Below are 25,828 nucleotides of genomic sequence, written 5' to 3'. Positions count from 1 at the left end.
TAGATAATAAAAACAAGCTGTCGGAACATGGATGGCACTGGTGGGTTAATAATGAAAATCATTTTTTTATTAGGCCTGATATGCCTGTGCGGAATGGGGTATTTTCTAAGGCAAGCAAAAACTCCTGGCATCTATCCGCCCAAGAGGGTGCTCCAGGCTAGAGCCTTCGCAATGGGTCTCCCTGGGGCTTTACTGCTTTTCATTTGGTTTATGTGGATATTGATTCATTGATCATTGGAGGATGATTGTGACTAGAATTCCAGATTCATAAGATTGGAAAAAAAGCACCGGACATTCCGGTGCTTTTTAAGGTATGATGATCCCGCTTTATGCATTAATGGGTATATTTGATTTTCTAACAATGCCGTTCACAATTGGATAAATGATGACCATCGCAACTGTATTTAACAGTACGGCAGGAAGTACAACAGCGCCGAAAAGTGCAACGAAAGGCCCTGGAAGGGAAACGATATAATAAGCCGAACCAAGGAAGACAGCGCCGGAAATCATTGTTCCTACGGCAGTCAAGATACTAACGGTGACAACGGATGTTGAAAACTTCTTAAGACTGATGAATAAAAGGTAAAACAGAAAGGCTGTTGCCAATTTGTCTATGATATTTGGAATCTGTCCTCCAGGAAATGTAGTTGTCATGGCAGAGATGGCTCCAGCAGCCAGGGCGACAATGAATACATTCTTCTTCGCGGGAAACAGGGTAATCGCCAAAAACATCATCAACAGCATCATATCCGGTTTCATTCCAAGGAAGAATCCAGGTACGATAAAATGCAGGGCAGCCCCAATCCCGATTAATAGGGACAGTGACACAAGGGTTTTCGTTTTCATTTACTCATCTCTCCTATTCTCATCTCAACTAACATTTTTTCTTCAACAATGCACTATTGCCTGTTGCAAGAAGTATAAAATAGTATATCATAAGACCTATTTTTTTAGAAGTCATATTTGTTTGATTTATAGGGTTTGAGCTTCCTTCGCTTTATACGACTCCTGGAACTTCTTCATGAAATCAGCAAGGTCCTGGCAATGGGATAGAGGGACCGCATTATAGATGGAAGCTCTGCAGCCGCCGATGGAACGGTGACCATTCAGTCCTACGAATCCGGCTTGCTTCACTTCTTTAAGGAATTGTGCTTCAGCTTCTTCTGACGGAAGCGTGAACGTTACATTCATCAATGAACGGCTGTCCGGTAGGGCATGGCCTTTATAAAAACCATCACTGCCGTCAATGGCATCGTAAATGACTTTTGCTTTTTCTTCATTGATCTCAGCAATCTTTTCCACGCCGCCCTGTTCTTTTGCCCAATCCAACACAAGGGACAATAAGTAAATGGCCAATGTCGGAGGAGTGTTGTATAAAGATTTATTTTTTGAATGGATAGAATAGTTCATCATGGACGGGATTTTGTCATTATCCGTTATTAAGTCTTTACGGATGATTACGACAGTGATTCCAGACGGACCTAGATTCTTTTGTGCACCTGCATAGATGATGCCGAATTTACTAATATCAATCTTTTTGCTGAGAATATCACTTGACATATCGGCTACTAAAGGAATGTTGCCTGTTTCCGGGAAATCTTTCCACTGTGTTCCGTAAATCGTATTATTGCTTGTGATATGAAGATATGCAGCATCATCATTCAATTTGATATCTTCGACTTTAGGGATGAACGTATATTTTTCATCTTTGGATGAAGCGACTACGGCCGTTTCACCAACCTTTTTGGCTTCTTTTAATGCTTTTTCCGACCAAGAACCAGTGAGGACATAATCTGCCCTTTTTTCATCATTCAAAATGTTCATGGGAATCATGGAGAATTGCAGACTTGCTCCTCCTTGCAGCAGGAGAACTTCATAATTCTCAGGAATTTCCATAAGGTCTTTTAATGATTGGATGGCATGGTTATGAATTTTTTCGAATTCCGAACTTCTATGGCTTAATTCCATGACGGACATACCAGAATCCTCAATATTCAACCATTCGTTTTGGGCTCTTTGTAAAACTTCTAAGGGAAGGGCGGCTGGCCCAGCGTTAAAATTGCGTGCACGTTTCAATTTTTTTCCTCCTATGCGACTATGTGATAAAGTATTTGAGACTATTCATATATCCTACCAGAAAACTAAATTCAATAGGAGGAAAATTTAGAATTTTAAGTGACAATCTATTTTAATGATAGTCCAAAGTAAAAAAAGGTCCTGCACTTTAAAGTGAGGACCAAATTAGGATCATTGTTTTTTCATGCAACAAGCGTGCTTAAGTTCGATTCTTTTAAAAAGATATTAAGAAAGGAGAAAGAAACCTTCATGTGCCAGCAGTTCATTTTAAATGCTGTGCAATGGAGTCAGCGATTTGTTTCAGGTCATCTGGTGTATAGTCGCTGGTATTCGTTTTCCAAACTGCCCCAAAGCCGTCACCTTCCCCATGCCGTGGAATTAAATGCATGTGAAAATGGAAAACGGACTGTCCTGCAGCTTCCCCGTTATTGTTTAAAAGGTTCAGGCCTACAGGTTGGAATTCCTGTTTCATGGCGCGGGCAATTTCCGGTACCACTTCAAAAAGATTCTTGGCAATCTCAGGTGTCAACTCATAAAGATTTTCCTTATGTACTTTAGGTATTACCAGTGTATGGCCTTTTGTTACTTGACTGATATCGAGAAAGGCCAATACATGTTCATTTTCGAAAACTTTACTGCTTGGAATTTCCCCGTCGATTATTTTGCAAAATATGCAATCACTCATTAAAAACGCTCCTTTAAAAGTTAATGTATTTGGTTAATCGTACCATAGCTTGAATCCTTGAGAAAAGGAAAAATCATAAAAACAGGATGCAACATTAAGTTGCACCCTGCCTGTCGAAAAAGGGGGTTTTGCTTCAAAATTCGCATTAGCATAAATTCTCTGCGACAAACACCTCATCTACATTTTAGTAAAATACGGTTATTATCTGATTAGAGATTTTCCATTCAAAGCAACCATCTCCTATATCTTTAAAGTTTCATCAACTTTCAAAGCATAATTGATAATTATTGAATGATTTTTCTGCTTTTACGTGCAAGAGAACCATCTCCTTGCTCGAAACGATTTTTTTTATGAAGCTTCTGGTTTAATTCAGTTATACGTCTTTAACTGACACCTCATTTACAATATGATGTGAATCATTTGTAATAAATCTTATGGGTATTTCAGTGTAATACGTCTTTAACTGACACCTCATTTACAATATGATGTGAATCACACGTAATGACTAACCCCTTCTTCCTTAATTATGATGACCACAAAGGAGGAGAAATATAATTAGTTATTTATGGAAATTTAGTTCCGGGAACACTCGACTATATAAAAGCAGGAGAATTTGATAAAATGGAAATAAGAACCTCTATATAGAAAGGATCGTTTATATGTCCTTATTGGAAATAAAGCAATTAGTGGGCGGATACACGAAAACGCCCGTTTTAAAAGGAATAAGTTTTGAAATTCAGCCAAATGAGCTAGTAGGGTTAATTGGGCTCAACGGGGCTGGGAAAAGTACGACAATCAAACATATCATCGGACTCATGGAGCCGAAAGGCGGAAGTGTCTCGATTCATGGTAAAACACTTGCCCAGGACCCGGATACATATCGTAAACAATTCACTTATGTTCCAGAAACGCCAATTCTGTATGATGAGCTTACACTTGAGGAGCATTTAAAGCTTACGGCCATGGCACATGGTTTGGCGGAAGCCACATATAAAGAAAGGATGGACGTTCTGTTAAAGGAATTCCATATGGAGAAAAGGCTTAAATGGTTCCCGGCACATTTTTCAAAGGGAATGAAGCAAAAGGTCATGATCATGTGCGCCTTTTTAGTGCAGCCGTCTTTATATATCGTCGACGAACCATTCGTGGGTCTTGATCCATTAGGCATTCAATCCTTGCTTGACTTGATGAGGAAGATGAAAGAGAGCGGTGCGGGAATTTTAATGTCTACACATATACTGGCGACAGCAGAGAGGTATTGTGATTCTTTCATCATATTGCATAATGGAGAAATTCGGGCAAAAGGCAATCTTGAGCAGCTTCGTGAACAATTTTCCATGCCGGGGGCAACTCTGGACGATTTATATATCCAATTGACGAAAGAAGAAATCGGTCATGAATAGTCAAAATCTCTGGAAGGAAAGATATTTAGGCTATATAAATGAAACGCAAAAATATCTTCGTTATATTTTTAATGGCCATCTTGTTTTTGTCATGGTATTGGTTCTAGGTGGTTTGGCATATTATTACAGTGATTGGGTGAAGACGTTAAACAGTGATTTCCCTGCTGAATTGATCATGGCCTTAGTTTTATCGATCATTGTAACCAGAAGCCCGATAAATACTTTCTTGAAAGAACCCGATACGGTATTCCTGCTTCCGCTTGAAACGAAGTTGAGAAGCTATTTCAAGAATTCACTGATATTAAGCTGGGTCATGCAAGGCTTTATTCTTCTTGTTGTCCTGATTGCATCGATACCGATGTATTCGAAAGTTACGGGGGCAGGAGGTAAGGACCTTGGAATTATCCTGGTCGTATTGCTTATTTTGAAGTTTTTGAATTTAACCATGCGCTGGCTGGTATTGAAATATCAGGATACATCAGTGAGCCATTGGGATTCTCTCATCCGTTTTTTACTTAATGGAGTGATTCTTTATTTCATCTGTTCAAGGGCAAATATACTGTTTGCACTTATAACATTCTTATTATTGTTAGGTCTTTACATGTATTACCGAAGCGCAACTAAAGGTTTTGTGCTGAAGTGGGAACGGCTGGTGGAACTGGAGAACAAACGGATGAATTCTTTCTATCGAATAGCGAACATGTTTACAGATGTTCCTCATTTGAAAGGGAAGGTAGCGAGAAGGAAATGGATGGACTGGCTATTATCACTCATTCCGTATGGTGATAAATCAACTTATACCTATCTTTACGCCCGTACTCTGTTGCGATCCAATGATTATGTGGGCCTTTGTTTGCGTTTAACTATCATTGGATCCGTGATTTTAAGTGTATTCACTAACATATGGGCACATTTGATTGTAACGTTCATGTTCCTATTCATGACAGCCCTGCAACTGCTGCCGGTTTGGAAGGCTCATGAATGGAAAGTATGGGTCTCACTATATCCATTGCCAGCAAAAATGAGAGAATCTGCGGTCATAAAGCTAATTTCCTATTTCCTATTATTTGAGGACCTTGTCTTCAGTTTGGTCCTGCTAGTGAAAGGGGAATGGATGTCCGCTTTAGCCGCCTTGGCAATGGGGCTTGTTTTCATATTCGGTTTTAAAATCTATGCAGCAAAGAAAATTAAAAACTTTTAGCAGAAGCTGATTTTCAAAAAATCAGCTTTTTCTTTATTAATGTTTCAGTTGATTTCAGAAATCTTCTCCATTTCCGTTGACTGTCTGCCAAGCCTCCTCGGCGCAAGCGTGGAGTGGAAAACAACGTTCGAATTTTACAAACCCTCAAAAAAAACGTTTCAGTTGATTTTATGAAAATTGAAAATAAAAGCCTCGTAGGGGGTATATACATATTTAACGGAGGTGTTAATGAATGGATGAATATGAACAAAAGGCATTTTCGGAACTAATATCATGGAAAAAGAAAGTAGCCAAGAAATCTGGCAGGCTTGAGCGAATGTCCAAAAAGGCGCAGATCAAATTGAATAGTTATATTCCAGACCGAGTGCACAAAATGATTACTGATAGTATTAAAGGGATGATAGAGGCCGTATTATCAGGTTCTAAATATATGTCTAAAGAAAAAAATGTAGTGCTACTATCCTTGCAGCAAAAAGAAGAGTGGGTTGCGGAAACTGTAACGGCATATCGGAAAACGGCCGTTATAGAAGGTGTGGGAACCGGAGCGGCAGGGCTTTTAATTGGATTGGCTGATTTCCCATTACTGCTTAGCATCAAGATGAAATTATTATTCGAACTATCCCGTATATACGGTTTCGATCCAAATAAATATGAGGAACGATTATTCATTCTCCATATCTTCCAGATGGCATTTTCAAGCGAGGAGAAGAAATTGGAAACTTTACAGGTAATAGAGGAATGGGATTCAGGGAAATGGCCGGAAATAGACTGGCAAGAATTTCAGCAGGAATATCGCGATCACATCGATGTCATCAAAATGTTCCAGCTCGTTCCAGGTATTGGGGCAGCTGTCGGTGGATATGCCAACCATCATTTGTTGGAACATCTTGGGGAAACGGCTGTCAATTGTTACCGAATCAGACTTCTTAAAGAGTAAGGGACGGGGGTAACCCGTCCCTTCACCATTACCGCAATAAAGATTCATTCACCATTTGGGATGATTGTTTCTTATTGTGATAAGTTACCGCTGCAGTGCCTAATATTTTGGCTGCAATGAGCATCGCATTTTCATCAATATCAAACAAAGGATGATGATGCGGATATGTATGTTCATTTTTTGGCCTGGCTCCCGTAAAGAAGAATGTACCTTTTACATTTTGTAAATAATAAGAAAAATCTTCACCTGTCATATCCGGGTCAATTTCCTCTGTAATCAAAACTTCCTTGACTGACTCAGTGCTTTCGATGAGGAATTTAGTTTCCTCAACATGTGGAATAACAGCTGGATAACCTTGAAAGTATTGATATTCATAGGTGCAGTCCGCAGCTATGCAGGTTCCTTTAACAATCCGCTCTATTTCTTCGCTAATGAATGAACGGACATCTTCCTTGAATGTGCGGACGGTCCCGATTATTTTAGCCTTATCTGCAATGACGTTAAAGGCATTATCTGCTACAAAGGAACCGACGGTAATGACTGCAGAATCTATTGGGTTTAGGCGGCGGCTCACGATTTGCTGCAGGGCCATGACGAGCTGAGAGCCGACTACGATTGCATCACGGGTTTTATGCGGCTGGGCTCCATGCCCGCCCTGCCCTTGAATGGTGATTTCAAAACGGTCAGCAGCGGCCATAAGGGGTCCATAAGCGTATTGGACTGTTCCGGTTGGGGCCGTTGCCCATAAATGGGTGCCGAAAATTACATCCACTCCATCAAGGCAGCCAGCCTCAATCATCGGTTTGGCACCCCCTGGAGCATATTCTTCAGCATGCTGGTGGATAAATATATATTCACCTTCGAGCTCATCCTTCAGTTCATTCAGATTTTTTGCAAGGACAAGGAGTGTCGCTGTATGGCCATCGTGTCCACACGCATGCATTACCCCGGGTACGGAAGATTTATAGGGAACTTCTTTTTCATCTTGAATGGGTAAGGCGTCGAAATCAGCGCGCAATGCTACGGTTTTACCAGGCTTACTGCCTGTGACCTTGGCAATAACACCATTACCGCCTACATTTGTTCGGTGTTCGATTCCAAGTTTTTCATAATATCCGGCGATGAAGGCCGCCGTTTGGGTTTCTTGAAAAGAAAGCTCGGGGTTTTGATGAAGATAACGCCGGATGGATACCATTTCTTCATATGAACCATCTAGAAGATCGTGTAATCGCTGTATCATTTTGCACCTCCCAATGATTGGATTAATTGTAAATAGTATATCATATTCTGAATAATCCAAAGTATATTAAATACCTCGAGGAGAGATATATAATGATTAAATATTTCTGGATTGCTTTGGTTTTGCTTTGCATGTTGCTATTCTTTTTTTTGATGCATGAAGTCCAAAGTGAGGAGGCTTTAGCGTTCGATACATATGTTGCGGAACTTTTTTCGGTAGGTGAAAATACTTTTTCGTTCACTTTCTTCAAAACCATTACCTATCTTGGGAAATCCAAGTTCATTGGTTTTGGAAGCTTATTATGTGTTCTCTATTTGTGGATAATAAAGAAGGATTATTGGACCATGGCCGTCTTCTCTATCGGAATTGCTGGGGGTGATGTGTTAAACGGGTGGATAAAAAATCATGTAAAAAGAGTGCGCCCTGAAAATCATTTGATGGATACCGCTGGCTTCAGTTTTCCAAGTGGCCACGCAATGGTGGGCCTTATTTTCTTCAGTATGGTTGCTTATTTAATCATGAAAGAAATTAAAGGAAACTCATTGAAATGGGCATTAGGAATCGGTTTCTTTTGTCTCATTCTGCTAATTGGTGTCAGCAGGATTGCTATGAAAGTTCATTTTCCAACTGATATCTTTGCAGGTTATGCATTAGGCGCGGCATATAGTTTAACCTTGTTTAAATTGCATAAATTCCTGGGGCCTAGAGTACTTTGAAAAAAGGATTCAGATAAAATATATGTAAATATCCGTTGTATTTCCCCGGAAATAAAGAAGGAATTTGTCGGATTGTTATAGGTCTTTATGATTTTTTAGCGTCCAAATAACGATCTGCATTACTATGAAAAGGCCCATCCTTAAGGGGATGGGCCTTTTATTGAGCAAGAATGGATTATTCTTCGGAATCCTTCACCAATGTATATTGAGTAACATAGGCATCACCCGAAAACATCTTCTGGCTGGAATTCGTAACGGGAGCTTTGGAGTCGCTGTTATGCGCCATCTTAAAGGAACCGGAATTCTTCCAGTTCAGGAAATCAGCTTGTTTCTCCCAAATCGTTAGAATTACATAAGTTTCAGAATTGATTGGCCGCAGGACACGAAGTGCGACGAAACCTGGTTCATTTTCAATGAATCCGGCCCTGTTTTTAAAACGATGTTCGAATACCGGCCTTCCTTCTTCACTTACAGGGATATTGTTCATGACTACATACCCATGATCCTGAAGGTTTCCTTTCCCATCAACTACTTCATACTTACGTGGAGAGCTGAAGATCGTTTTACCTGTTGTTTCATGTAAAAGTACTGCAGTGTCAGGATTTTGCATAAGTAATATTTTTTCATTCGGGTGCTTATCTTTTTTGATTTTTAAAAAATCGTAAGTGCCTGATGTGATGAATACATTCATAAATTCCCCTCCAATTTCTATATAGAACCTGTATACCCATTTTACCCAATGAATAGTGCTTTTACCATTTCCAAACTAACCATTAGGCTTGTAAACCGGTAAGATATTTATAAAAACGTCGATTTTCTGACAAATATATAGGTTGGCTATACTTCTATTATAGAAAAAGCTATAGTTTAAGGAGATTCGATTTGAAATTCAACATCCTTCTGATATTCTATGTAGGTAATGAATAAAAATAGAAACGTGATTGCTTGAAAGGTGGATATTAATGTCTAAGGAAATTACGAATGATACATTCTTAAAAGCTGCGAGAGGAGAGAAAACGGATCATGTGCCTGTTTGGTATATGCGTCAGGCCGGCCGTTCACAGCCGGAATACCGTAAATTGAAAGAGAAGTACTCTCTTTTTGAAATTACTCATCAGCCGGAATTATGCGCTTATGTAACTAGATTGCCAGTCGAGCAATATGATGTAGACGCTGCGATTTTATATAAAGATATAATGACACCGCTACCAGCCATTGGTGTCGATGTTGAGATTAAGTCCGGAATCGGTCCGGTCATATCCAATCCGATCCAATCGGTATCAGATGTTGAAAAATTAGGTGAATTGAACCCAGAGAAAGACATCCCATATGTGTTGGACACGATTAAATTATTGACCACGGAGCAATTGTCCGTTCCTTTGATCGGTTTCTCCGGGGCTCCGTTCACCATTGCTTCATACATGATTGAAGGCGGCCCCTCCAAAAACTACAATAAGACGAAAGCTTTCATGTATACAGAGCCAAAGGCATGGTTTGCATTAATGGATAAGTTAGCGGATATGATCATCATCTATGTCAAGTCGCAAATCAAAGCCGGCGTTAAAGCCATCCAAATCTTTGATTCCTGGGTGGGTGCTTTGAATGTTGAAGATTACCGCGTATTCATCAAGCCGATCATGACTCGTATCTTTTCATCATTGCGTGAAGAAAATGTACCGCTAATCATGTTCGGGGTCGGCGCAAGTCACTTGGCACTTGAGTGGAATGATCTTCCGATTGATGTAGTCGGGCTTGATTGGAGACTGCCAATTACAGAAGCAAGACAAATGGGAATCCAGAAAACGGTACAAGGTAATCTAGATCCTGCCCTGCTATTATCTTCATGGGATGTTATAGAAGAACGGACGAAAAGGATCCTGGATCAGGGCATGGAGCAGGACGGCTACATCTTTAATCTTGGTCATGGGGTTTTCCCGTCCGTAAATCCGGATACACTGAAGAGGCTGACCGCTTTCATTCATGAATATTCATCAAAAATGAAGTAAGGTGAGCGAACCATTTGCTAGAACTCCTTAATTGGATGCACAATAAAAGAACGAAATCTTTAAAAGAGGTGTAACTTCATGTCAAGAAAAAAAATGGGCCTTTTAGTCATGGCTTATGGTACTCCATACACTGAAGAGGATATTGAAAGGTATTATACACATATTCGTCATGGGAGACGGCCAAGCGACGAATTGATTGCCGACCTAAAGGGCAGATATGAAGCGATCGGTGGATTATCCCCGCTTGCAAAAATAACGGCAGGACAAGCTGAAGCACTTGAAAAGAAATTGAATTCCGTTCAGGAGGAAGTTGAATTCAAGGCATATCTTGGACTGAAACATATTGAACCTTTTGTTGAAGACGCAGTGAAACAAATGCATGAAGATGGAATCAAAGAAGCGGTCAGTATAGTATTGGCTCCGCATTTTTCCACATTCAGCGTGAAGTCTTATAATGGACGTGCCCAGGATGAAGCAGCTAAATTGGGGAACCTCACCATCACTTCCGTTGAAAGCTGGTATGATGAGCCAAAATTCATCCAATATTGGGTAGACCAAGTAAAAGAAGTAATCGGGAAAATGACCTCGGAAGAACGCGATAATTTCGCTTTGATTGTGTCGGCACATAGCCTCCCTGAAAAAATCCTGCAATCGGGAGATCCGTATCCAAATCAACTGAAAGAAACGGCAGACATGATCGCTGAAGGCGCAGGGGTTAGCAATTATGCAGTAGGCTGGCAAAGCGCTGGACAAACACCTGAACCATGGTTGGGACCTGATGTACAGGATTTAACCAGAGATCTTCATCAAGCAAAAGGTTATAAAGCTTTCATTTATATTCCTGTAGGCTTTGTTGCCGAGCACCTTGAAGTCCTTTATGATAACGATTATGAATGTAAGGTTGTGACGGAAGAGATTGGTGCAGGCTACTATAGGCCGGATATGCCCAATGTTAAACCTGAATTCATCGATGCTTTGGCAACAATCATTTTAAACAGATTACAGGAAAAGTGATCAGTCAATAGGAGAAAGTAGTTTAACCATGTTTGCAATGTGCTCTACATATTTACATGTGAAGTTGAAAGATGTTGTACAACTGGCAAAGCGCCGCTTTCTTTTTACTTGACCTTGGTGAGTTAAATGAATACTCGAAAAAGTGGCTGTCCAGTAATGAGGATGGCCATTGTTTCTATAAGTAATTGAAAATATAATTGAAAAGACTGAAAATTTTTGGTATGATATCGTTGAACATAATGACTGTTTTGTCCGTTTGGTCAGGATTGAGGTGGGAAATGTCTGTTGATCGTAAAAAATTAATTTTAGAAGCTGCGACCAAGTCGTTTTCACTTTTTGGATATAAGGCAACGACGATGGATCAAGTCGCTAAAATTGCCAATGTGGGAAAAGGGACCATTTATACCTTTTATAAAAATAAAGAAGAGCTGTTTAAAGAAATCGTTCAGCGGTTGATAGAGGAAATGAAATATGAGGCGGAACAATCTTTGGATGACCAACTTTCCTTTTTTGAAAACCTGCATCGGGCCGTTTATCGAATTCTGGAGTTCAGGCAGGAACATCAATTATCTTTGAAACTTCTTCAGGAAGAGCGCGAAATTGGGACGCCGGCCGTTCAGGAAATGGTTAATGAAATGGAAGAAGCCATTGTCTCCTACATTAAGGAAAAACTAAAGATAGCGATTGATAAGGGCTATATACAGCCTTGCGATCCAGAGATAACAGCATTCCTGATGCTAAAGATGTACCTAGCCCTGATTTTTGATTGGGAAAGGAACCATGCCCCATTAGAGAAAGAGGAAATTGCTGAACTATTTAAAATATATTTATTCAAAGGATTATCCGTTACGTGATAATTCTATTTTTTTTTTGCTCAAATGCAATGAACCCCAAATAAAAAGAAGAGATACCGTTCGGTACCTCTTCTTTTTATTTGGGGTTTTCAGCTGCGAAACCGAAACCATATATGAATTCATCCTTGTATTTGGGAAGTGGATGGTGAAACACAGGACAACTACTCTCCAGATAGGCAATGATCACAGTGGTTTCCATAACATTCGTGCTGTTCTTCAATTTTTTTTCCGCATTCCGTGCATTGTTTCGGTGGCAGGTTTTTAAAGAACTCAACGCTACTTTGAAGCATGAACATCATCTCCTTAATTTTTTTATTATTCGCTTTTCTATGGTTTTATTGTATTATAACAGATTTTGAATGTCAATTAATGTTTTATAACATAAGTAAAAAAGGTGAAATAAGGGCAAGAATAGTTTATATTAATGGGGAAGTCATTGAGAGAAAAAAAGGAGTGCCTAAGCATGAAAATCACCGTAATTGGCTGCTGGGGCGGTTATCCAGCTAAAAATGAGGCAAGTTCCGGCTATTTGCTTGAATATGAAGATTTTCGCATTCTGCTTGATTGTGGCAGCGGTGTTCTATCACAGCTGCAAAACCATATGAAGCCGGAGGATCTTGGTGCAGTTGTATTATCCCACTATCATCCGGATCATGTAGCGGATATTGGTGTACTGCAGCACGCTGCGTTCATACAGCAGATATTGGGCAGCGAAAAAAGGACCATTCCTATTTATGGTCATGATTTGGACGAAGTCGAATTTGGTAAGTTAACTTATAAAGACGTGACAAAGGGGATAGCTTTCTCTGCTGATCAACCCTTAACCATTGGACCGTGTAAATTTACGTTCATGAAAACGAAACATCCAGTCCCTTGTTTTGCAATGAGGATTGAAGCTGAAAATCATTCGATAGTTTACACAGGTGACAGTTCATATATGGATGAGCTTGCAGATTTCGCTAAAGACGCAAATGTTTTATTATGTGAAAGTAACTTTTACAGTGATATGGATGGGTCAAAGGCGGGGCATATGACGGCAAGGGAAGCGGGCATGCTTGCAGAAAAGGCTGACGTCCAGCTTTTGCTGTTAACTCACCTCCCGCATTATGGGAATCTTGATCAACTGAAAAAAGAAGCATCCGAGGTATTCAAAAGAGAAATAGCTGTAGCCAAAACCAATCTTGAATTTCAACTATAAATGAAACATCGGGGATATGAAGTCTACAAGGAGGAACAACTGTGCTTTTTATTGATAATAAGGGAATTACAGATCCAAGAATTAATCTGGCCATCGAAGAATATGCGCTTAAACATTTAAATATAGATGAAACCTATCTTCTATTTTACATTAATCGTCCTTCAATCATCATAGGAAGGAATCAAAATACGATTGAAGAAATCAATTCCGATTATGTAGATGGAAATGGCATTACAGTTGTTCGCCGCCTTTCCGGGGGTGGAGCGGTTTATCATGACCTAGGGAATCTCAATTTCAGCTTCATTACGAGAGATGATGGGGATAGTTTCCATAACTTTAAGAAATTCACCCAGCCTGTCGTGGAAACGCTCGAGAAACTAGGAATACATGCTGAATTGAGTGGTCGTAACGATATTCTGGCTGAAGGAAAGAAGATTTCGGGAAACGCGATGTTCTCAACTAAGGGCAGGATGTTCAGTCATGGGACATTGCTGTTTCAATCAGAAATGGATCACATTGTATCCGCTTTAAAAGTGAAAAAAGATAAAATCGAGTCCAAAGGGATTAAATCGATAAGAAGCCGTGTCGGTAATATTGCCGATTTCCTAAAAGAACCGATGTCTGTTGAAGAATTCCGTTCATTCCTTCTGCAAAATATTTTCAAAGAGAGCGGAAAGGTAACAGAGTATGTTTTAACCGAGACGGATTGGGAGAAAATTCACGAAATCTCGGAAGAAAGATATCAAAACTGGGAGTGGAATTACGGGAAATCACCTAAATTCAACTTGCAAAACTCACATAGATTCCCTGTGGGATCTGTTGATATCCGCCTTGAAGTGAACAGGGGAATCATTGAAAATTGTAAAATCTACGGCGATTTCTTCGGGGTCGGAGAGGTTACGGATATTGAACAAAAGCTTACTGGAATACGCTATGAAAAGGAAGCAATCAGCAGGGTACTAGATGAGATTGATGTTCGTCATTATTTTGGCAATGTAACGAAAGAAGAAATATTGGCTTTAATATATTAAGCCTGAAAAGCCGTCCCGACTTAATGGGATGGCTTTTGTTCCTGATAATGACAGTAATTGCTGGAATATGGATAAAACTGTTGCTGTGATCGCATTCTTTTAATATAATAAAAATGTATTTAGTTTACCATAAAAATGAATGACTATTCATTCATGCTATTTGCAGGGGAGGGAGAAAGATGAATTTATCTGAACAGCTTCATCAAATGGCTTTAAAAAAGGCAGGTAAGCCAGCATATTACTTTATGGATCAATCCACTTCATATGGGGAATTGGATAAAGCCGTTACGAAGTTCGCAGACGAATTACATAGGCTTGGTGTTTCAAAGGGTGATAACATTGCGCTGCTATTAGGCAACTCTCCACATTTCATCATTTCGTTGTATGGAGCTATGCGAGCAGGGGCGACCGTAATTCCCGTCAATCCAATTTACACACCTGACGAGATTGGTTATATCCTGAATAATGGCGATGTAAAGGTTGTTGTGGCATTAGATAAGCTTTTACCCTTACTTGAGAAAATGAACCCGATTCTCTCAAGCGTAGAACAATATGTGATTTGTGAAACGCAGCCTGATAATGGGGATATTAGCAAATTTAACATCTACCCAAAAATGAAATCGTTTACAAAAATGATCGAATCGGGGGATGAAGGCTTTAAAGGTCCAGAACTGGATCCTGAAGATACGGCAATCATACTCTATACTTCGGGAACAACGGGGAAACCAAAGGGGGCCATGCTCACACATACCAATATCTACTCCAATGCACATGATATTGGTGAATATTTAAGAATCACGGAAAGTGACCGTGTCATTACGACATTGCCAATGTTCCATGTTTTCAGTTTAACGGTAGTTGTGAATGCCCCATTGATAAGCGGAGGTACGCTTTTAATTGTCCCGCAATTCAGTCCAAAGGAAATATTCAGGCAAATCAAAAAATATGATGCGACCGTTTTTGCTGGAGTGCCTACGATGTATAACTTTCTTTTCCAATATCCAGATGCGAAAGAAGATGCTTTAAAGTCGTTACGCATTTGCATATCGGGCGGATCCGCCATGCCGGTGTCCTTGCTTGAATCATTCGAGCGGAAATTTAATGTCAGGGTTTCAGAAGGATATGGCCTATCCGAAGCTTCTCCTGTTACCTGCTTCAATCCTTTGGATCGTCCAAGGAAGGCGGGATCCATCGGAACCTCCATCCTTAGGGTGGAAAACAAAGTGGTCAATGAGCTTGGAGAAGAAGTGCCGATCAATGGGGTAGGGGAATTGATTGTCAGAGGTCCGAATGTAATGAAAGGGTATTATAAAATGCCTGAAGAATCAGCCGCTGTCTTGAAAGATGGCTGGTTATATACAGGCGATTTAGCCAGGATGGATGATGAAGGCTATTTTTTCATTGTAGATCGTAAAAAGGAGCTTATTATCGTCGGTGGCTATAATGTCTATCCACGTGAAGTGGAGGAGGTTCTGTATGCCCATCCTGAAGTAGTTGAGGCGGCTGCCATAGGCGTTCCCGATCCCAATCAGGGGGAAGTGGTTAAATGCTTTGTGGTAAAGAAAAACAATGCATTGACCGAGGAAGAACTGCTTTCCTATTGCATGGAACACTTGGCCAAATATAAGGTACCGGCAAAAATTGAGTTTTTGGATGAACTTCCAAAAAACGCGACAGGTAAAATTTTACGACGCTCTTTGAAAAACCATGTACTGCAAAACTGAATTCATTGATCGATCATTGCCTATCTATAACCGGCAATGGTCCTTTTTTTGTACAACCAAAGTATATCAAGCTGCATAAAATATATCGGAGAAACTTAAAACCTTGATTCTTGTTTAGAAAAGAGTTATGATAGTCATTAAAAATTTCCACATAATTGTAAGGAGGGGTTAGATGAGAGATGTAAAGCTTTTGGATATTTTTACACATCCCATTGCTCAAAAATACTTGAACCGTTCAGGGCTGTCACATGCGATTGCGGTAGCATACCATGCTTTTCACTTAGCAAACGAATATAATGTCGACCCTGATATTGCTGCTAAAGCTGGACTTTTGCATGATATGGGTCATTTCACCTGGTATCGCAATGGTAAATGGGATTATGATCTTTATAAACAAAATGATATTCACCCCATAAAAGGTGCAGAACGAGCACATAAACTGTTAATCCGCTTGGGAGAAAACCCGATTAAGGCAAAGACCATTTCCCTCGCCATCTTATTTCACACCGATTCGTTCTTACCTTCAAATGATATTATTCGTACACCGCTTCAGCAAGTCGTCAAATGGGCCGACGAAAAAGATGAAGAAGAAGGTGGAAAACACCATTATCGCAAAATTGATTTTCCACGGGCAAAGGAGAGCATCATGAAACTTGATACGCTCATAGATGAGGAACAAAGAAAAAGGCTATCATCCTGAAGGCAAACGGGTTGATAGCCTTTTTATGTCAGGAGGGGCATATTTAATTAAAGTATTTTACAGTTTAAATTTGTTATCAGGTGAATTAATGATGTAAAATATAGACCATTAGAACTATTTCTCTGCGGGAAATTATAAAAACGATCGGATTAATAACAAATAATGAAAAGAACAGGTGAAGTTATGAAGTCGATTAAGCTAATGATATATGGTGGTCAGGGAGGACTTGAGGGAATCATCGAAAATGAAGAAGACATTAAGGTCATAGGGATAACCGGAAATGAAATGGACCTTCTTGATTCTGATCATAGACCATCAGTCATGCCAGATGCCATTCTTATTGATGCCCGGTCATCAGGGAAGTATGGACAGGAAGTCATGCCAATCCTAAAGGAAAAACACCCATTTACTCCTTTCGTCATTTTTACTGCCTATTCAGAAGATCATTATCTTATCGAAGCGATATGCCATGGTGCAGCAGGTTATGTGTTACAGGGTGGCGGAATGAAACAAGTGCTGTCGGCAATCCGTCAATGTGCCAATGGTCAAATAGTCTATCCTGCCTCAATAAAATCAATATTAATGAAGAAGCTGCAGCAGAATGTTGAAAGATCACCAGTAACTTTGGATAAGGCAATCGAAAAATTGGGGGCCTTTTCCAAACGCGAGTATGAACTGCTTATCCTGATAACCCAAGGGGAAACGAATCAGCAAATTTCAAAAAAACTTTTTCTATCCATCGGCACGGTAAAAAACTATATAAGCCGGATTTACAGAAAACTGAATGTTAATAATCGACCGGAGCTTATTGCGCTTTTGTATAGCTTTCAAAATAGCGGGATGAAGGGATGACTTACTCATGTCCGTCCCCCCCGTTAATCGTTTTCACGGATTCTTTATCGGAGTCACATTCCAAAACAATTAGGTAGCGGCAGAGAGACAAAATCGTTTAACCCAACCAGCCCTCAGCTTTTTAAAAATGCCTCTGCATATGCATCATTCCGCCTGGTGGATAATAAAGAATCAAGAAAATGATGGAGATTGAAAAGAATAAATATATAGAAGGTAAATGCGGTTCTAACCTGTCCATTTTGGATTAAACTATTAAGAGGGAGATTCGGTTTAAGGAGGGGCATCATGGTCAGAAAATGGGCTGGCAGAGCGATTCTATTATATATCCTTTATGCAGCAGCGATGTATTGGTATATTTTTTATGGAGCTGATACCTCCATTCCCGAAGCTTTGCGTGGAACTGCAGCAGATCCTGCAACATTCCTGAATGCAAGGGAACTAAAGCTTAGCGAAGAATATTCAGGGCTGCGGAATTTCATTTTTTTCGTATCCACGCCATATGAGTGGCTGCTGTATTTCTTCATTTTACTATTTGGTTTATCAAAAGCATTTGAAAAGTCGTCAAAGGCGGTCTCGAGAAGGAAAGCGATCAGAACGGGCATTTACTTATTCTGGCTTTCCGTTATTTCTTACCTGGCACAGTTTCCAATCAGTTTCATTGGATATCGGATGAGCAAAAGTTACCATATAAGTACACAAAGTTTTACCTCGTGGATGAAGGATGGAGTCATCGAATTCTGGGTGAATTTTGGGATGATGTTCATTATCGTTTCCGTTTTATATTGGTTAATGAAGAAAAGTGTGAAGAAGTGGTGGCTCTATGCCTGGATGTTGTCCATTCCATTTACCTTGTTCCTGATGTTTGTTCAGCCTGTAGTGATTGATCCGCTGTACAATGAATTCTACCCGCTAAAAAATAAAGAGCTGGAAACGGAAATATTGGCACTTGCGTCACAGGCTGAAATTCCGGCTGAACATGTGTATGAAGTAAATATGGCGGAAAAGACAAATGCCTTGAATGCATACGTGACCGGCATAGGTTCCAACTCAAGAATAGTTCTTTGGGATACGACTCTGAACAAACTGAAGGAAGATGAAATCCTTTTTATCATGGCACATGAAATGGCTCATTATGTGGAAAAGCACATTTATATAGGGATTGCAGGTTATTTAGGACTGACTTTAATCGGTTTGTGGCTGACATCGAAAATAATGAATTTTATCATTAGACGCTGGGGCCACCTGTTAAAGGTCCGTTCGGTTGACAGCATATCATCTCTTCCATTATTTCTCTTAATAACGTCTGTGCTGCTCTTTGCTTCGAGTCCGCTGTCCAATTATGTTTCCAGATATCAAGAAACAAGGGCTGACCGTTACGCCATTGAAATGACCGGGGATAAAGAATCAGCAATCACGACTTTCCAGGAACTCACGAGGTCGGGTTTGAGTCAGGTCAACCCGCCATTCCTGGTTAAATGGCTGAGGTATTCCCATCCAACCATGCTCGAACGGATTTCAACTGTTGAAAATGCAGATACAAAGGGTGATTGAAAGCCAGCTGAATACCAGCCGGCTTTTTTTCTTCGGAAAGTGGAAGTTTGTAGTTGTTTTCAGAAAAAACTATTATTTTTAAAAATCTTAGGTTCTCTACTATAATAAATTAAATTCCCAGTTCGTTTTAAGGAGATCGGATATGTATAATGTACTTTTCATCACTATAGGCTCAGTGCTTGTGGCAGTAGCCTACAACTTATTTTTGATACCACATTTAATTTTAAGCAGCGGACTTAGTGGGCTTGCGATTATGTTCGGAATCATCACCCCGGTCAACACAGGGATATTGAATTTTCTGATGAACCTGCCATTGCTGATTCTTGGATACTTGAAATTAGGGAGACGCTTTATCACCTATACGATATTATCAGTTGTCGTGATTTCCGTCAGTTTATATCTCATTCCAGTTCACGGAATTTCCACTGAACCGATTTTGTCTTCTTTATTTGGCGGAATCATATCGGGAATCGGTATAGGCATCGTCTTTCGCGCTTCGGGGTCTTCGGGCGGCTTTGACATCATTGCCATGCTATTGGCTAAGAAGAGCGACTTTCCGCTTGGTACATTGCTTTCGGTGATGAATGCAGTTGTGGTGGTTATCTCAGGCTTCATCTTCGGTTGGGATGCCGCATTGTATACGCTGATTTCCATTTATGCAGCAGGAAAGGTGATCGATACGATCCATTCCAATCACATTAAATTAACATTGATGATCGTGACCAAAAAGAGTGACGAAATGAAAACGAAGCTCCTGACCAACCTATATCGTGGTATTACAGTCATGGATGGTGAAGGTGCATATTCAGGAGAAAAGAGTAAAGTAATGATGACAGTCATTACACGTTATCAGTTAACCGATGTAAAAACGATGATAAAAGAAGTTGATCCGAATGCTTTTGTCAATATTACCGAAACATCCGAGGTCATGGGGATGTTTCATAAAGAGTGATGATAATTAGAAAAGCCTCCCAACATTATGGGAGGCTTTTTTGATCATTAGGCTTTTTTTAAATCATGCATTTTAATTTCCAAACTGTTTTAGTAAAACGTTCATTTCAGAACTTAGTTTTAAGAATAAAGGTTTGTTTTTCTTATCCAAGGCTTCATCGATCTGTTTTGCAAGGATATTCTTTTTGGTAGTAAGGACGGCTTCCTGAATAATCATATCAATTAACATTTCCTGAACCACGGCATCGTTTTTCATTTCGCTCATTGATAAGGACTTCACTGACTCTGAATAAGATTTTTCATTTTTCAAAGTTACCACCCCTGACCCTTTTTATTATTATATGGATTTGAGCGGATAAAATCAACTGAAAATTTAAAAAATTTAAATATTAATAGAGAATGTGTCGTTTATATGAAGAAAAAGCCACTATATAAAAGAATTTTTAATTCTTTGTGAACTTACTTTTTATGTTCAAGGGTTGTGCTATTATAGTGAGTAATTTAACATACATTTACTATCTCCATTCACTTTTCTTCGGCAATGGGGAATGGAAGGGTACAAGCAATTAAGTGCATAAGCTTTGGTAAAGTAAAAGCGATGTTTAGCAATGAGGAAGAGGTGGATTAAAAATGAAGGAAAACAATCAGGGAATCATCGAGGAATATGAAATCACGCCACATACATTGATGGTTTCGCCAATCAATTACGGCAGTAAAATATATGCCCGTATAGTTGAAATGGAGGACGAGTTCATATCCCCGTTTAAACCTTTGGAAATAATAAAGAAAAGCTGTGAGTTTTTCGGATCAAGTTATGAAGGACGCAAGCAAGGCACAAAACAGCTTATAAACATCACACATAAAGCACCTATTGCGATCGATCCGACCAGTTCGATTTTCTTCTTTCCCACTACATCTCCGTTGCGTCCTCAATGCATCTGGTTATCACATGAGCATGTGGTATCCTATGATCGCCTGGATTCCAAACATACTACCATCACATTCAGGAATAGACAAACCATCGATATAGCAGTATCATGCAGTTCTTTCGAAAACCAGCTGCACCGGACTTCGTTTTTAAAAACGAAATTGATCCAGAGGATTGAGGAAACAAAGAGGAAATCATTCTATCTGTTCAACGAAGCAAACGGGGTCAAGGCTTCAGAGGTAATGTCAAAGTATATACCGCGTTAGACATTCAAAATTAAAGCAAGCCCTTCTTATTAAAGAAGGGCCCAGGAATTAATCTTCAAATAATTCATCCATTAGATCGTCAATTTCTTTTCTTAACTTCTCAGTGCCCTCTTTGGAAATGGTGATGGTATCTCCATCGATAATCAGCATATCTCCTACTTTTGCTCCCTTGGGGAGAGCGCTTTTAGGAAAATCCTTCATGTTACCACCATCGATTTCAACGACAGCGATCTTTCCTTCGAAGCGGTCAATAATACCTTGTACCATTTATTTCACCGTCTTTACAGTAATTTTCTGACCTGTAGAAGTAAAAATAATGTTACCTGATTTATCTGTGCGATAAGTTTTGGCCTTCACTGAATTCAACCGTTTTATAACAGTGGAAGTAGGATGCCCATAGCCATTTTTTCCTACACTGATTACAGCGTATTTCGGTTTTGTTTTGTTAATGAATGCTGAACTAGTTGATGTTTTTGCACCATGATGGCCCACTTTAAGTACATCCACACTTGGTACCAGTTTTTTAGCCAGCATATCTGTCTCTGATTTTTCTTCAGCATCACCTGTAAACAAGAATGTTTTTTTGTCGTGTTTAAGTAAAAGGACTGCACTCCAATTATTTAAGTCAGACTTGGCATATTCTTTAACAGGTGCAATGAATTTAAGGGAATTATCCTTAGCTTTAGTGTTGATTTCCACGCCAGTCTGCGCTTTTTTTATTGTAAGCTTCTTCTGCTTAACAGCCGTTAAAAAGTCTTTATATGCCTGGGTAGTATGAGAAACTTTAGGGGCATACACAGATTTTACATTAAGCGATTTAATCACATAAGCCAGACCGCCCACATGATCCGCATCTGGGTGAGTGGATACTAATGCATTAAGTGTTTTCACCTTTTGCTTTTTTAGGTAGGCTACAACTTCGTCGCCCTTTCCTTTACCGCCGCCATCAATTAAAACGTTTTCGTTACCGGTTTGAATAAGGATGGCATCTCCTTGTCCAACATTGATGAAATGTACCTTCACATTTGAGGCTGCCTCAGTTGCTTTAAGTCCAGTGAATAAAGACAAAACAAGAACAGCAACCAGTAGAATATTTATTTTCTTCATTTTTCCCCTCCAAATAATAATTTACCATGTGTAATTCGAAAAATGGGGATTTGGACATAATTTTCTTTGTGATAAAAAAAGGAAGCGGGCATCAGAATCGTGGTTAGGTAAAATGATCCTGGGTATTTATGATGGATTGTCGCTGGTGAAGAAGGGGAATCTATCTGAGTTTTTAATATGGTGGAGGAGATGATATTCTACAGGCGGATAATGGAATGATTCTTTCATACGATCAATCATATCAATGTTTGCTTTAGCAAAAGTCACAACCAAAAGCCCTTCTCATATGAGAAGGGCTTCAGAATTAATCTTCAAATAGCTCATCCATTAAATCTTGAATTTCTTTTTTTATGTTTCAGAGCCTTCTTTGAAAAAACATCGATATACAAACATTTCCTCTTTTGCTTCCTTAGGATAAAGCATTTTTACTGTAATTTTCTAATTTGTGGAAGTTAGCTGAACACAGTTTAAGTATAGGTATCATAAAATGTATAGTTACTGGAAATGTGTACAGCCTTCTTCTCTCAAATGGTTCAGAAATAGAGGTGAGAGAATGCTGAATTTCAAATCACTTCTAAAATGAAACTACCTATTAAAGTGATAAAAAAACATGCTCTCCCAAAAAAAAGTGCCTTTTGGGGGACCTTTAATTGCTTCTCAAGGTAATATATATATCCAAAAATGAAAGACGTTCCTAATGTAAGAATAATGTAATCTGCTTCAAAACCTAGAATTGTATAGTTATATACCGGTATACTTCTAATATAACCAATAACGAATACCCCTATTGCAATATATCCAAGTATAGAATTTATTATAAGGCTACTCTTTTTCATAATTTCCCCCGACTTTATTTGGACTGCACTTCATAGCGTTCGTATATCATTTTAAAGCGACATGCCGTAAATCAATATAAGGGTATAAAGATTTATATGTTATGAAATTATTCTCTTTTTTTGACCCCATTGTATAATTTCTGTCTCTATGTAACCCTTATTATCTCTTTCCGCTAACTATTCGGGAGGTCTGTACTTTCCGTCTTCTTTGTTATGTGTTTCTTCTGGATAAATCTCTTTAACAAAAGTTTTCAAAATGAAAATTGGTGCAATATACTGTGTTTAGACAAAATACTTTCTGCTATTCCAATTAGATCTAATAGATTGTACACCATATATTAGTAAAATGTTGCTATGATTGGATATAATTAAATACGTTAGCAATTAATCAAGAAGCATTTACAGAGTGTAGTTAAAATCAGAAAATCAAATTTACTCGATGGATATCATTTGCTGATAAAGTTCCAAATAAAAAACATTATAGCTTATTCTTAACCGAAACATTCCGTTACGTTAATTCATATATTGACTGATTAAGCTTAACCTTCTCATATAAGATACTGGATGATCTAATGCTCCAAACATCCACATACATGGATGCCTGCACCCGCTAATTCCTTGAACGGTGGTTTTTTTCGAAAAAGTAATAACATAACAAGTCTTCAGTTTTGTTGCGAAGGCGGGGATTGAAATAATTATGATGTTCCTCGTATCCTTTATATAAAAAACAATACATCGTGAAGGATTCATCGCGTTTGATTTCACTAACCTTAATATTCTCCTTGCGCAAATAGCGCCGCACCTCGGCAAGTTCGTCTTGAACCACTTTTAAAATATGTTCGACTAGCTCCGAATAGGGCCTTTTTAATTTAAACGGACTAATTTCGATGACCTTGAGATCCCGGTTTAAGACTGTAATAACCATAGGGAGGTAGATGGCTTTTTCAATCATATTTCGGTCATCTTCTGGAATGCGGGTCATCATGACCGCCCCTTTCTAAAATAGCGCGTTTTTAATAATAGTATGTATATTCTGCAAAAATAAGAACATCCGTTCTGTTTTTTATCCTAATGTATTTTCAGTGTATATGCAAGCAGTTTTGATAAATCAAGAAATATTCGTTAACAAGATTATGTTTTCCGGAGATAGGGAAAGTATGAAGATATATGGATAATAATTCTTGCAATTTCAGGGGAAAGTGATATATCTAAAATAAACAGTTTTTAATAAGTTTATGCTGCAATGATGGCAGCATGTCGAGGGAGATAATTATGGATTTGGATACTATACGTGAGTGGTTTACACTTGATCATATATCGGCACTTATTCAGCAATATCGCTCATTCGGTCCAATTCCTGGGATCTTGCTGCCGATGCTGGAAGCATTTTTGCCTTTTTTGCCCTTAGTGGTGTTCGTGCTTGCTAATGCAACGGCTTTTGGTCTCTGGTGGGGATTTTTATTTTCTTGGATTGGTGCGGTAGCGGGGTCTTTTTTGATCTTTTGGATTATTAGAAGATATGGTCAAATGAGGTTTTTCCGATTTTTGCAAAAGCATAAACAGGTGCAGAGGTTGATGGTTTGGGTTGAGAGCCATGGATTCGGTCCTTTGTTCATATTACTCTGCTTCCCTTTTACACCTTCGGCTATCGTTAATATCGTGGCAGGACTTTCAAAAGTCAGTACCCTGCAATATGGACTTGCAGTAGTGGGTGGGAAAGCGGTGATGATTTTTACGATCAGCTTCGTAGGTTACGATTTAGTATCATTAATTCATAAGCCTGTGCGAACGATCATTATCGGAATCGTCATCTTTATCCTATGGTATGTGGGAAAAAGACTGGAAGTCAGGCTAAATAAAAGCATGAAGAGAGAAGAAGGACAATAAATTAATATATAAATGCAGTAGGGGTTGAACTAGATGGAAAAAACAAACAAGAATTCTTTATCCGATTGGATAAAACCAGCGATGATAGCTTTTGTTATTTACATCTTAATCCGTACATTTCTCTTTTCAAGCTATGATGTTGAAGGGAAGTCGATGCAGCCGACCCTTGAAGATGGAAATAAACTTGTCGTGAATAAAATCAATTACCGGATTCATGATATCAACCGTTTTGACATTATTGTTTTTCATGCTAATTCACAAGAAGATTATGTTAAGCGAGTCATAGGGATTGCAGGTGACCGAATTCGTTATAAAGATGATTGGCTTTACGTAAATGGTGAAAAAGTGGATGAGCCTTATCTTGAGAAATTCAAGGAAGGTTTCCCGGAACAGGATTTTACAGGTGATTTTACATTAAAAGAATTGACGGACATGACCAAAGTTCCGGAGGGTAAGCTTTTTGTCATGGGTGATAACCGTCTTGAAAGTGCTGACAGCCGTCATTTTGGTTATATACCGGTTGAAAATGTTGTCGGTAAAGTGGATGTTCGATATTGGCCGGTCAATGATTTCAATTTTAAATTTACAGGTGAATGATTGTGGAAGCCCCAAAATTATGTGGGCTTTTTCTTTTGGGGGAAACGCGAACGTACGATTGGTGTTTT

At 39.1% G+C, this 25,828-nt stretch carries 27 protein-coding genes; 17 read left to right on the top strand and 10 right to left on the bottom strand.

From position 1 onward, the window contains the following. Positions 1–327 precede the first annotated feature (327 nt). From ACYP5M_RS19115 to ACYP5M_RS19105, 3 genes are all read right to left on the bottom strand, one after another. A complete protein-coding gene (locus tag ACYP5M_RS19115) occupies positions 328–846 on the bottom strand; it encodes a tryptophan transporter (RefSeq protein WP_076367276.1) in 519 nt (172 codons plus the stop codon). 126 nt (positions 847–972) lie between these two features. Continuing rightward, positions 973–2,076 carry a 3-phosphoserine/phosphohydroxythreonine transaminase gene (gene serC, locus ACYP5M_RS19110; protein ID WP_434168837.1) on the bottom strand — a complete coding sequence of 368 codons (1,104 nt, stop codon included), beginning with the start codon at positions 2,074–2,076 and terminating at the stop codon, positions 973–975. A gap of 262 nt (positions 2,077–2,338) precedes the next feature. Further along, complete coding sequence (locus ACYP5M_RS19105; protein WP_053534082.1) at positions 2,339–2,761, bottom strand: HIT family protein; 423 nt, start codon at positions 2,759–2,761, stop codon at positions 2,339–2,341. A 659-nt stretch (positions 2,762–3,420) separates the two neighbouring features. Here ACYP5M_RS19105 and ACYP5M_RS19100 point away from each other — a divergent pair. The 3 genes from ACYP5M_RS19100 (at position 3,421) to ACYP5M_RS19090 (ending at position 6,302) form a co-directional block, all read left to right on the top strand. Further along, positions 3,421–4,164, top strand: coding sequence for an ABC transporter ATP-binding protein (locus ACYP5M_RS19100; protein ID WP_101224178.1), 744 nt, complete (start codon positions 3,421–3,423; stop codon positions 4,162–4,164). Then, the gene (locus ACYP5M_RS19095) at positions 4,157–5,365 is read left to right on the top strand and encodes an ABC transporter permease (RefSeq protein WP_459735396.1); all 1,209 of its coding nucleotides are present in this window, start codon (positions 4,157–4,159) and stop codon (positions 5,363–5,365) included. Before ACYP5M_RS19100 ends, ACYP5M_RS19095 begins: the two co-directional genes overlap by 8 nt. A gap of 232 nt (positions 5,366–5,597) precedes the next feature. Next, a complete protein-coding gene (locus ACYP5M_RS19090; RefSeq protein ID WP_101224176.1) occupies positions 5,598–6,302 on the top strand; it encodes an EcsC family protein in 705 nt (234 codons plus the stop codon). A gap of 28 nt (positions 6,303–6,330) precedes the next feature. On the opposite strand, the gene ACYP5M_RS19085 is transcribed toward ACYP5M_RS19090, so the two are convergent. Continuing rightward, the gene (locus tag ACYP5M_RS19085) at positions 6,331–7,542 is read right to left on the bottom strand and encodes a M20 family metallopeptidase (protein ID WP_230177342.1); all 1,212 of its coding nucleotides are present in this window, start codon (positions 7,540–7,542) and stop codon (positions 6,331–6,333) included. Positions 7,543–7,634: 92 nt separating this feature from the next. Here ACYP5M_RS19085 and ACYP5M_RS19080 point away from each other — a divergent pair, with 92 nt between their 5' ends. Next, positions 7,635–8,258 (top strand): phosphatase PAP2 family protein, encoded by a 624-nt coding sequence (locus ACYP5M_RS19080; protein ID WP_101224174.1) that lies wholly within the window; start codon positions 7,635–7,637, stop codon positions 8,256–8,258. A gap of 175 nt (positions 8,259–8,433) precedes the next feature. On the opposite strand, the gene ACYP5M_RS19075 is transcribed toward ACYP5M_RS19080, so the two are convergent. Then, on the bottom strand, positions 8,434–8,949 hold the full coding sequence (locus ACYP5M_RS19075) for an antibiotic biosynthesis monooxygenase family protein (protein ID WP_459735395.1): 516 nt from the start codon (positions 8,947–8,949) through the stop codon (positions 8,434–8,436). Positions 8,950–9,220: 271 nt separating this feature from the next. Between ACYP5M_RS19075 and hemE the strand changes: the two genes are divergently transcribed. From hemE to ACYP5M_RS19060, 3 genes are all read left to right on the top strand, one after another. Further along, positions 9,221–10,264 (top strand): uroporphyrinogen decarboxylase, encoded by a 1,044-nt coding sequence (gene hemE / locus ACYP5M_RS19070; RefSeq protein WP_101224172.1) that lies wholly within the window; start codon positions 9,221–9,223, stop codon positions 10,262–10,264. Positions 10,265–10,342: 78 nt separating this feature from the next. Continuing rightward, positions 10,343–11,278 carry a ferrochelatase gene (gene hemH, locus ACYP5M_RS19065; RefSeq protein ID WP_101224171.1) on the top strand — a complete coding sequence of 312 codons (936 nt, stop codon included), beginning with the start codon at positions 10,343–10,345 and terminating at the stop codon, positions 11,276–11,278. Positions 11,279–11,556: 278 nt separating this feature from the next. After that, complete coding sequence (locus ACYP5M_RS19060; RefSeq protein WP_101224170.1) at positions 11,557–12,132, top strand: TetR/AcrR family transcriptional regulator; 576 nt, start codon at positions 11,557–11,559, stop codon at positions 12,130–12,132. Between the two features lie 161 nt (positions 12,133–12,293). Here the strand turns inward: ACYP5M_RS19060 and yhfH are convergent, their stop codons facing one another. Beyond that, on the bottom strand, positions 12,294–12,422 hold the full coding sequence (yhfH, locus tag ACYP5M_RS19055) for a protein YhfH (RefSeq protein ID WP_101224169.1): 129 nt from the start codon (positions 12,420–12,422) through the stop codon (positions 12,294–12,296). A 173-nt stretch (positions 12,423–12,595) separates the two neighbouring features. Between yhfH and ACYP5M_RS19050 the strand changes: the two genes are divergently transcribed. From ACYP5M_RS19050 to ACYP5M_RS19020, 7 genes are all read left to right on the top strand, one after another. After that, positions 12,596–13,330, top strand: coding sequence for an MBL fold metallo-hydrolase (locus ACYP5M_RS19050; protein ID WP_101224168.1), 735 nt, complete (start codon positions 12,596–12,598; stop codon positions 13,328–13,330). Positions 13,331–13,371: 41 nt separating this feature from the next. Further along, entirely contained in the window at positions 13,372–14,361 is a 990-nt protein-coding gene (locus ACYP5M_RS19045; RefSeq protein ID WP_101224167.1) for a lipoate--protein ligase, read from the top strand. Between the two features lie 179 nt (positions 14,362–14,540). Further along, on the top strand, positions 14,541–16,085 hold the full coding sequence (locus ACYP5M_RS19040; protein WP_230177346.1) for a fatty acid--CoA ligase family protein: 1,545 nt from the start codon (positions 14,541–14,543) through the stop codon (positions 16,083–16,085). A 172-nt stretch (positions 16,086–16,257) separates the two neighbouring features. Next, complete coding sequence (locus ACYP5M_RS19035; RefSeq protein WP_101224165.1) at positions 16,258–16,785, top strand: HD domain-containing protein; 528 nt, start codon at positions 16,258–16,260, stop codon at positions 16,783–16,785. 183 nt (positions 16,786–16,968) lie between these two features. After that, positions 16,969–17,637, top strand: a complete 669-nt coding sequence (locus tag ACYP5M_RS19030) for a LuxR C-terminal-related transcriptional regulator (protein ID WP_260356903.1) — start codon at positions 16,969–16,971, stop codon at positions 17,635–17,637. A gap of 285 nt (positions 17,638–17,922) precedes the next feature. Continuing rightward, on the top strand, positions 17,923–19,188 hold the full coding sequence (locus tag ACYP5M_RS19025) for a M48 family metallopeptidase (RefSeq protein ID WP_434168842.1): 1,266 nt from the start codon (positions 17,923–17,925) through the stop codon (positions 19,186–19,188). Positions 19,189–19,330: 142 nt separating this feature from the next. Next, positions 19,331–20,140, top strand: coding sequence for a YitT family protein (locus tag ACYP5M_RS19020; protein WP_101224162.1), 810 nt, complete (start codon positions 19,331–19,333; stop codon positions 20,138–20,140). A 72-nt stretch (positions 20,141–20,212) separates the two neighbouring features. Here ACYP5M_RS19020 and ACYP5M_RS19015 read toward each other — a convergent pair whose 3' ends face one another. Further along, a complete protein-coding gene (locus ACYP5M_RS19015; RefSeq protein WP_137017118.1) occupies positions 20,213–20,449 on the bottom strand; it encodes an IDEAL domain-containing protein in 237 nt (78 codons plus the stop codon). A gap of 320 nt (positions 20,450–20,769) precedes the next feature. Between ACYP5M_RS19015 and ACYP5M_RS19010 the strand changes: the two genes are divergently transcribed. Beyond that, positions 20,770–21,333, top strand: coding sequence for a competence protein ComK (locus ACYP5M_RS19010; RefSeq protein WP_101224160.1), 564 nt, complete (start codon positions 20,770–20,772; stop codon positions 21,331–21,333). 48 nt (positions 21,334–21,381) lie between these two features. On the opposite strand, the gene ACYP5M_RS19005 is transcribed toward ACYP5M_RS19010, so the two are convergent. From ACYP5M_RS19005 to ACYP5M_RS18995, 3 genes are all read right to left on the bottom strand, one after another. Then, the gene (locus ACYP5M_RS19005) at positions 21,382–21,600 is read right to left on the bottom strand and encodes a DUF3006 domain-containing protein (protein ID WP_101224159.1); all 219 of its coding nucleotides are present in this window, start codon (positions 21,598–21,600) and stop codon (positions 21,382–21,384) included. Then, positions 21,601–22,440 carry a ComEC/Rec2 family competence protein gene (locus ACYP5M_RS19000; protein WP_434168844.1) on the bottom strand — a complete coding sequence of 280 codons (840 nt, stop codon included), beginning with the start codon at positions 22,438–22,440 and terminating at the stop codon, positions 21,601–21,603. A 1,446-nt stretch (positions 22,441–23,886) separates the two neighbouring features. Next, positions 23,887–24,258, bottom strand: coding sequence for a hypothetical protein (locus ACYP5M_RS18995; RefSeq protein WP_101224156.1), 372 nt, complete (start codon positions 24,256–24,258; stop codon positions 23,887–23,889). Between the two features lie 290 nt (positions 24,259–24,548). Here ACYP5M_RS18995 and ACYP5M_RS18990 point away from each other — a divergent pair, with 290 nt between their 5' ends. Both ACYP5M_RS18990 and lepB read left to right on the top strand, forming a co-directional pair. Further along, positions 24,549–25,163: a TVP38/TMEM64 family protein gene (locus ACYP5M_RS18990; protein ID WP_048680052.1), complete on the top strand. Its 615-nt coding sequence runs from the start codon at positions 24,549–24,551 to the stop codon at positions 25,161–25,163. Positions 25,164–25,196: 33 nt separating this feature from the next. Beyond that, positions 25,197–25,760, top strand: coding sequence for a signal peptidase I (gene lepB, locus ACYP5M_RS18985; protein ID WP_230177350.1), 564 nt, complete (start codon positions 25,197–25,199; stop codon positions 25,758–25,760). Positions 25,761–25,828 lie beyond the last annotated feature (68 nt).

It is taken from the genome of Peribacillus sp. N1, assembly GCF_054600815.1.
Note: the sequence above shows the minus strand (reverse complement) of the source record. Positions and strands in the feature narration are given on the sequence as shown.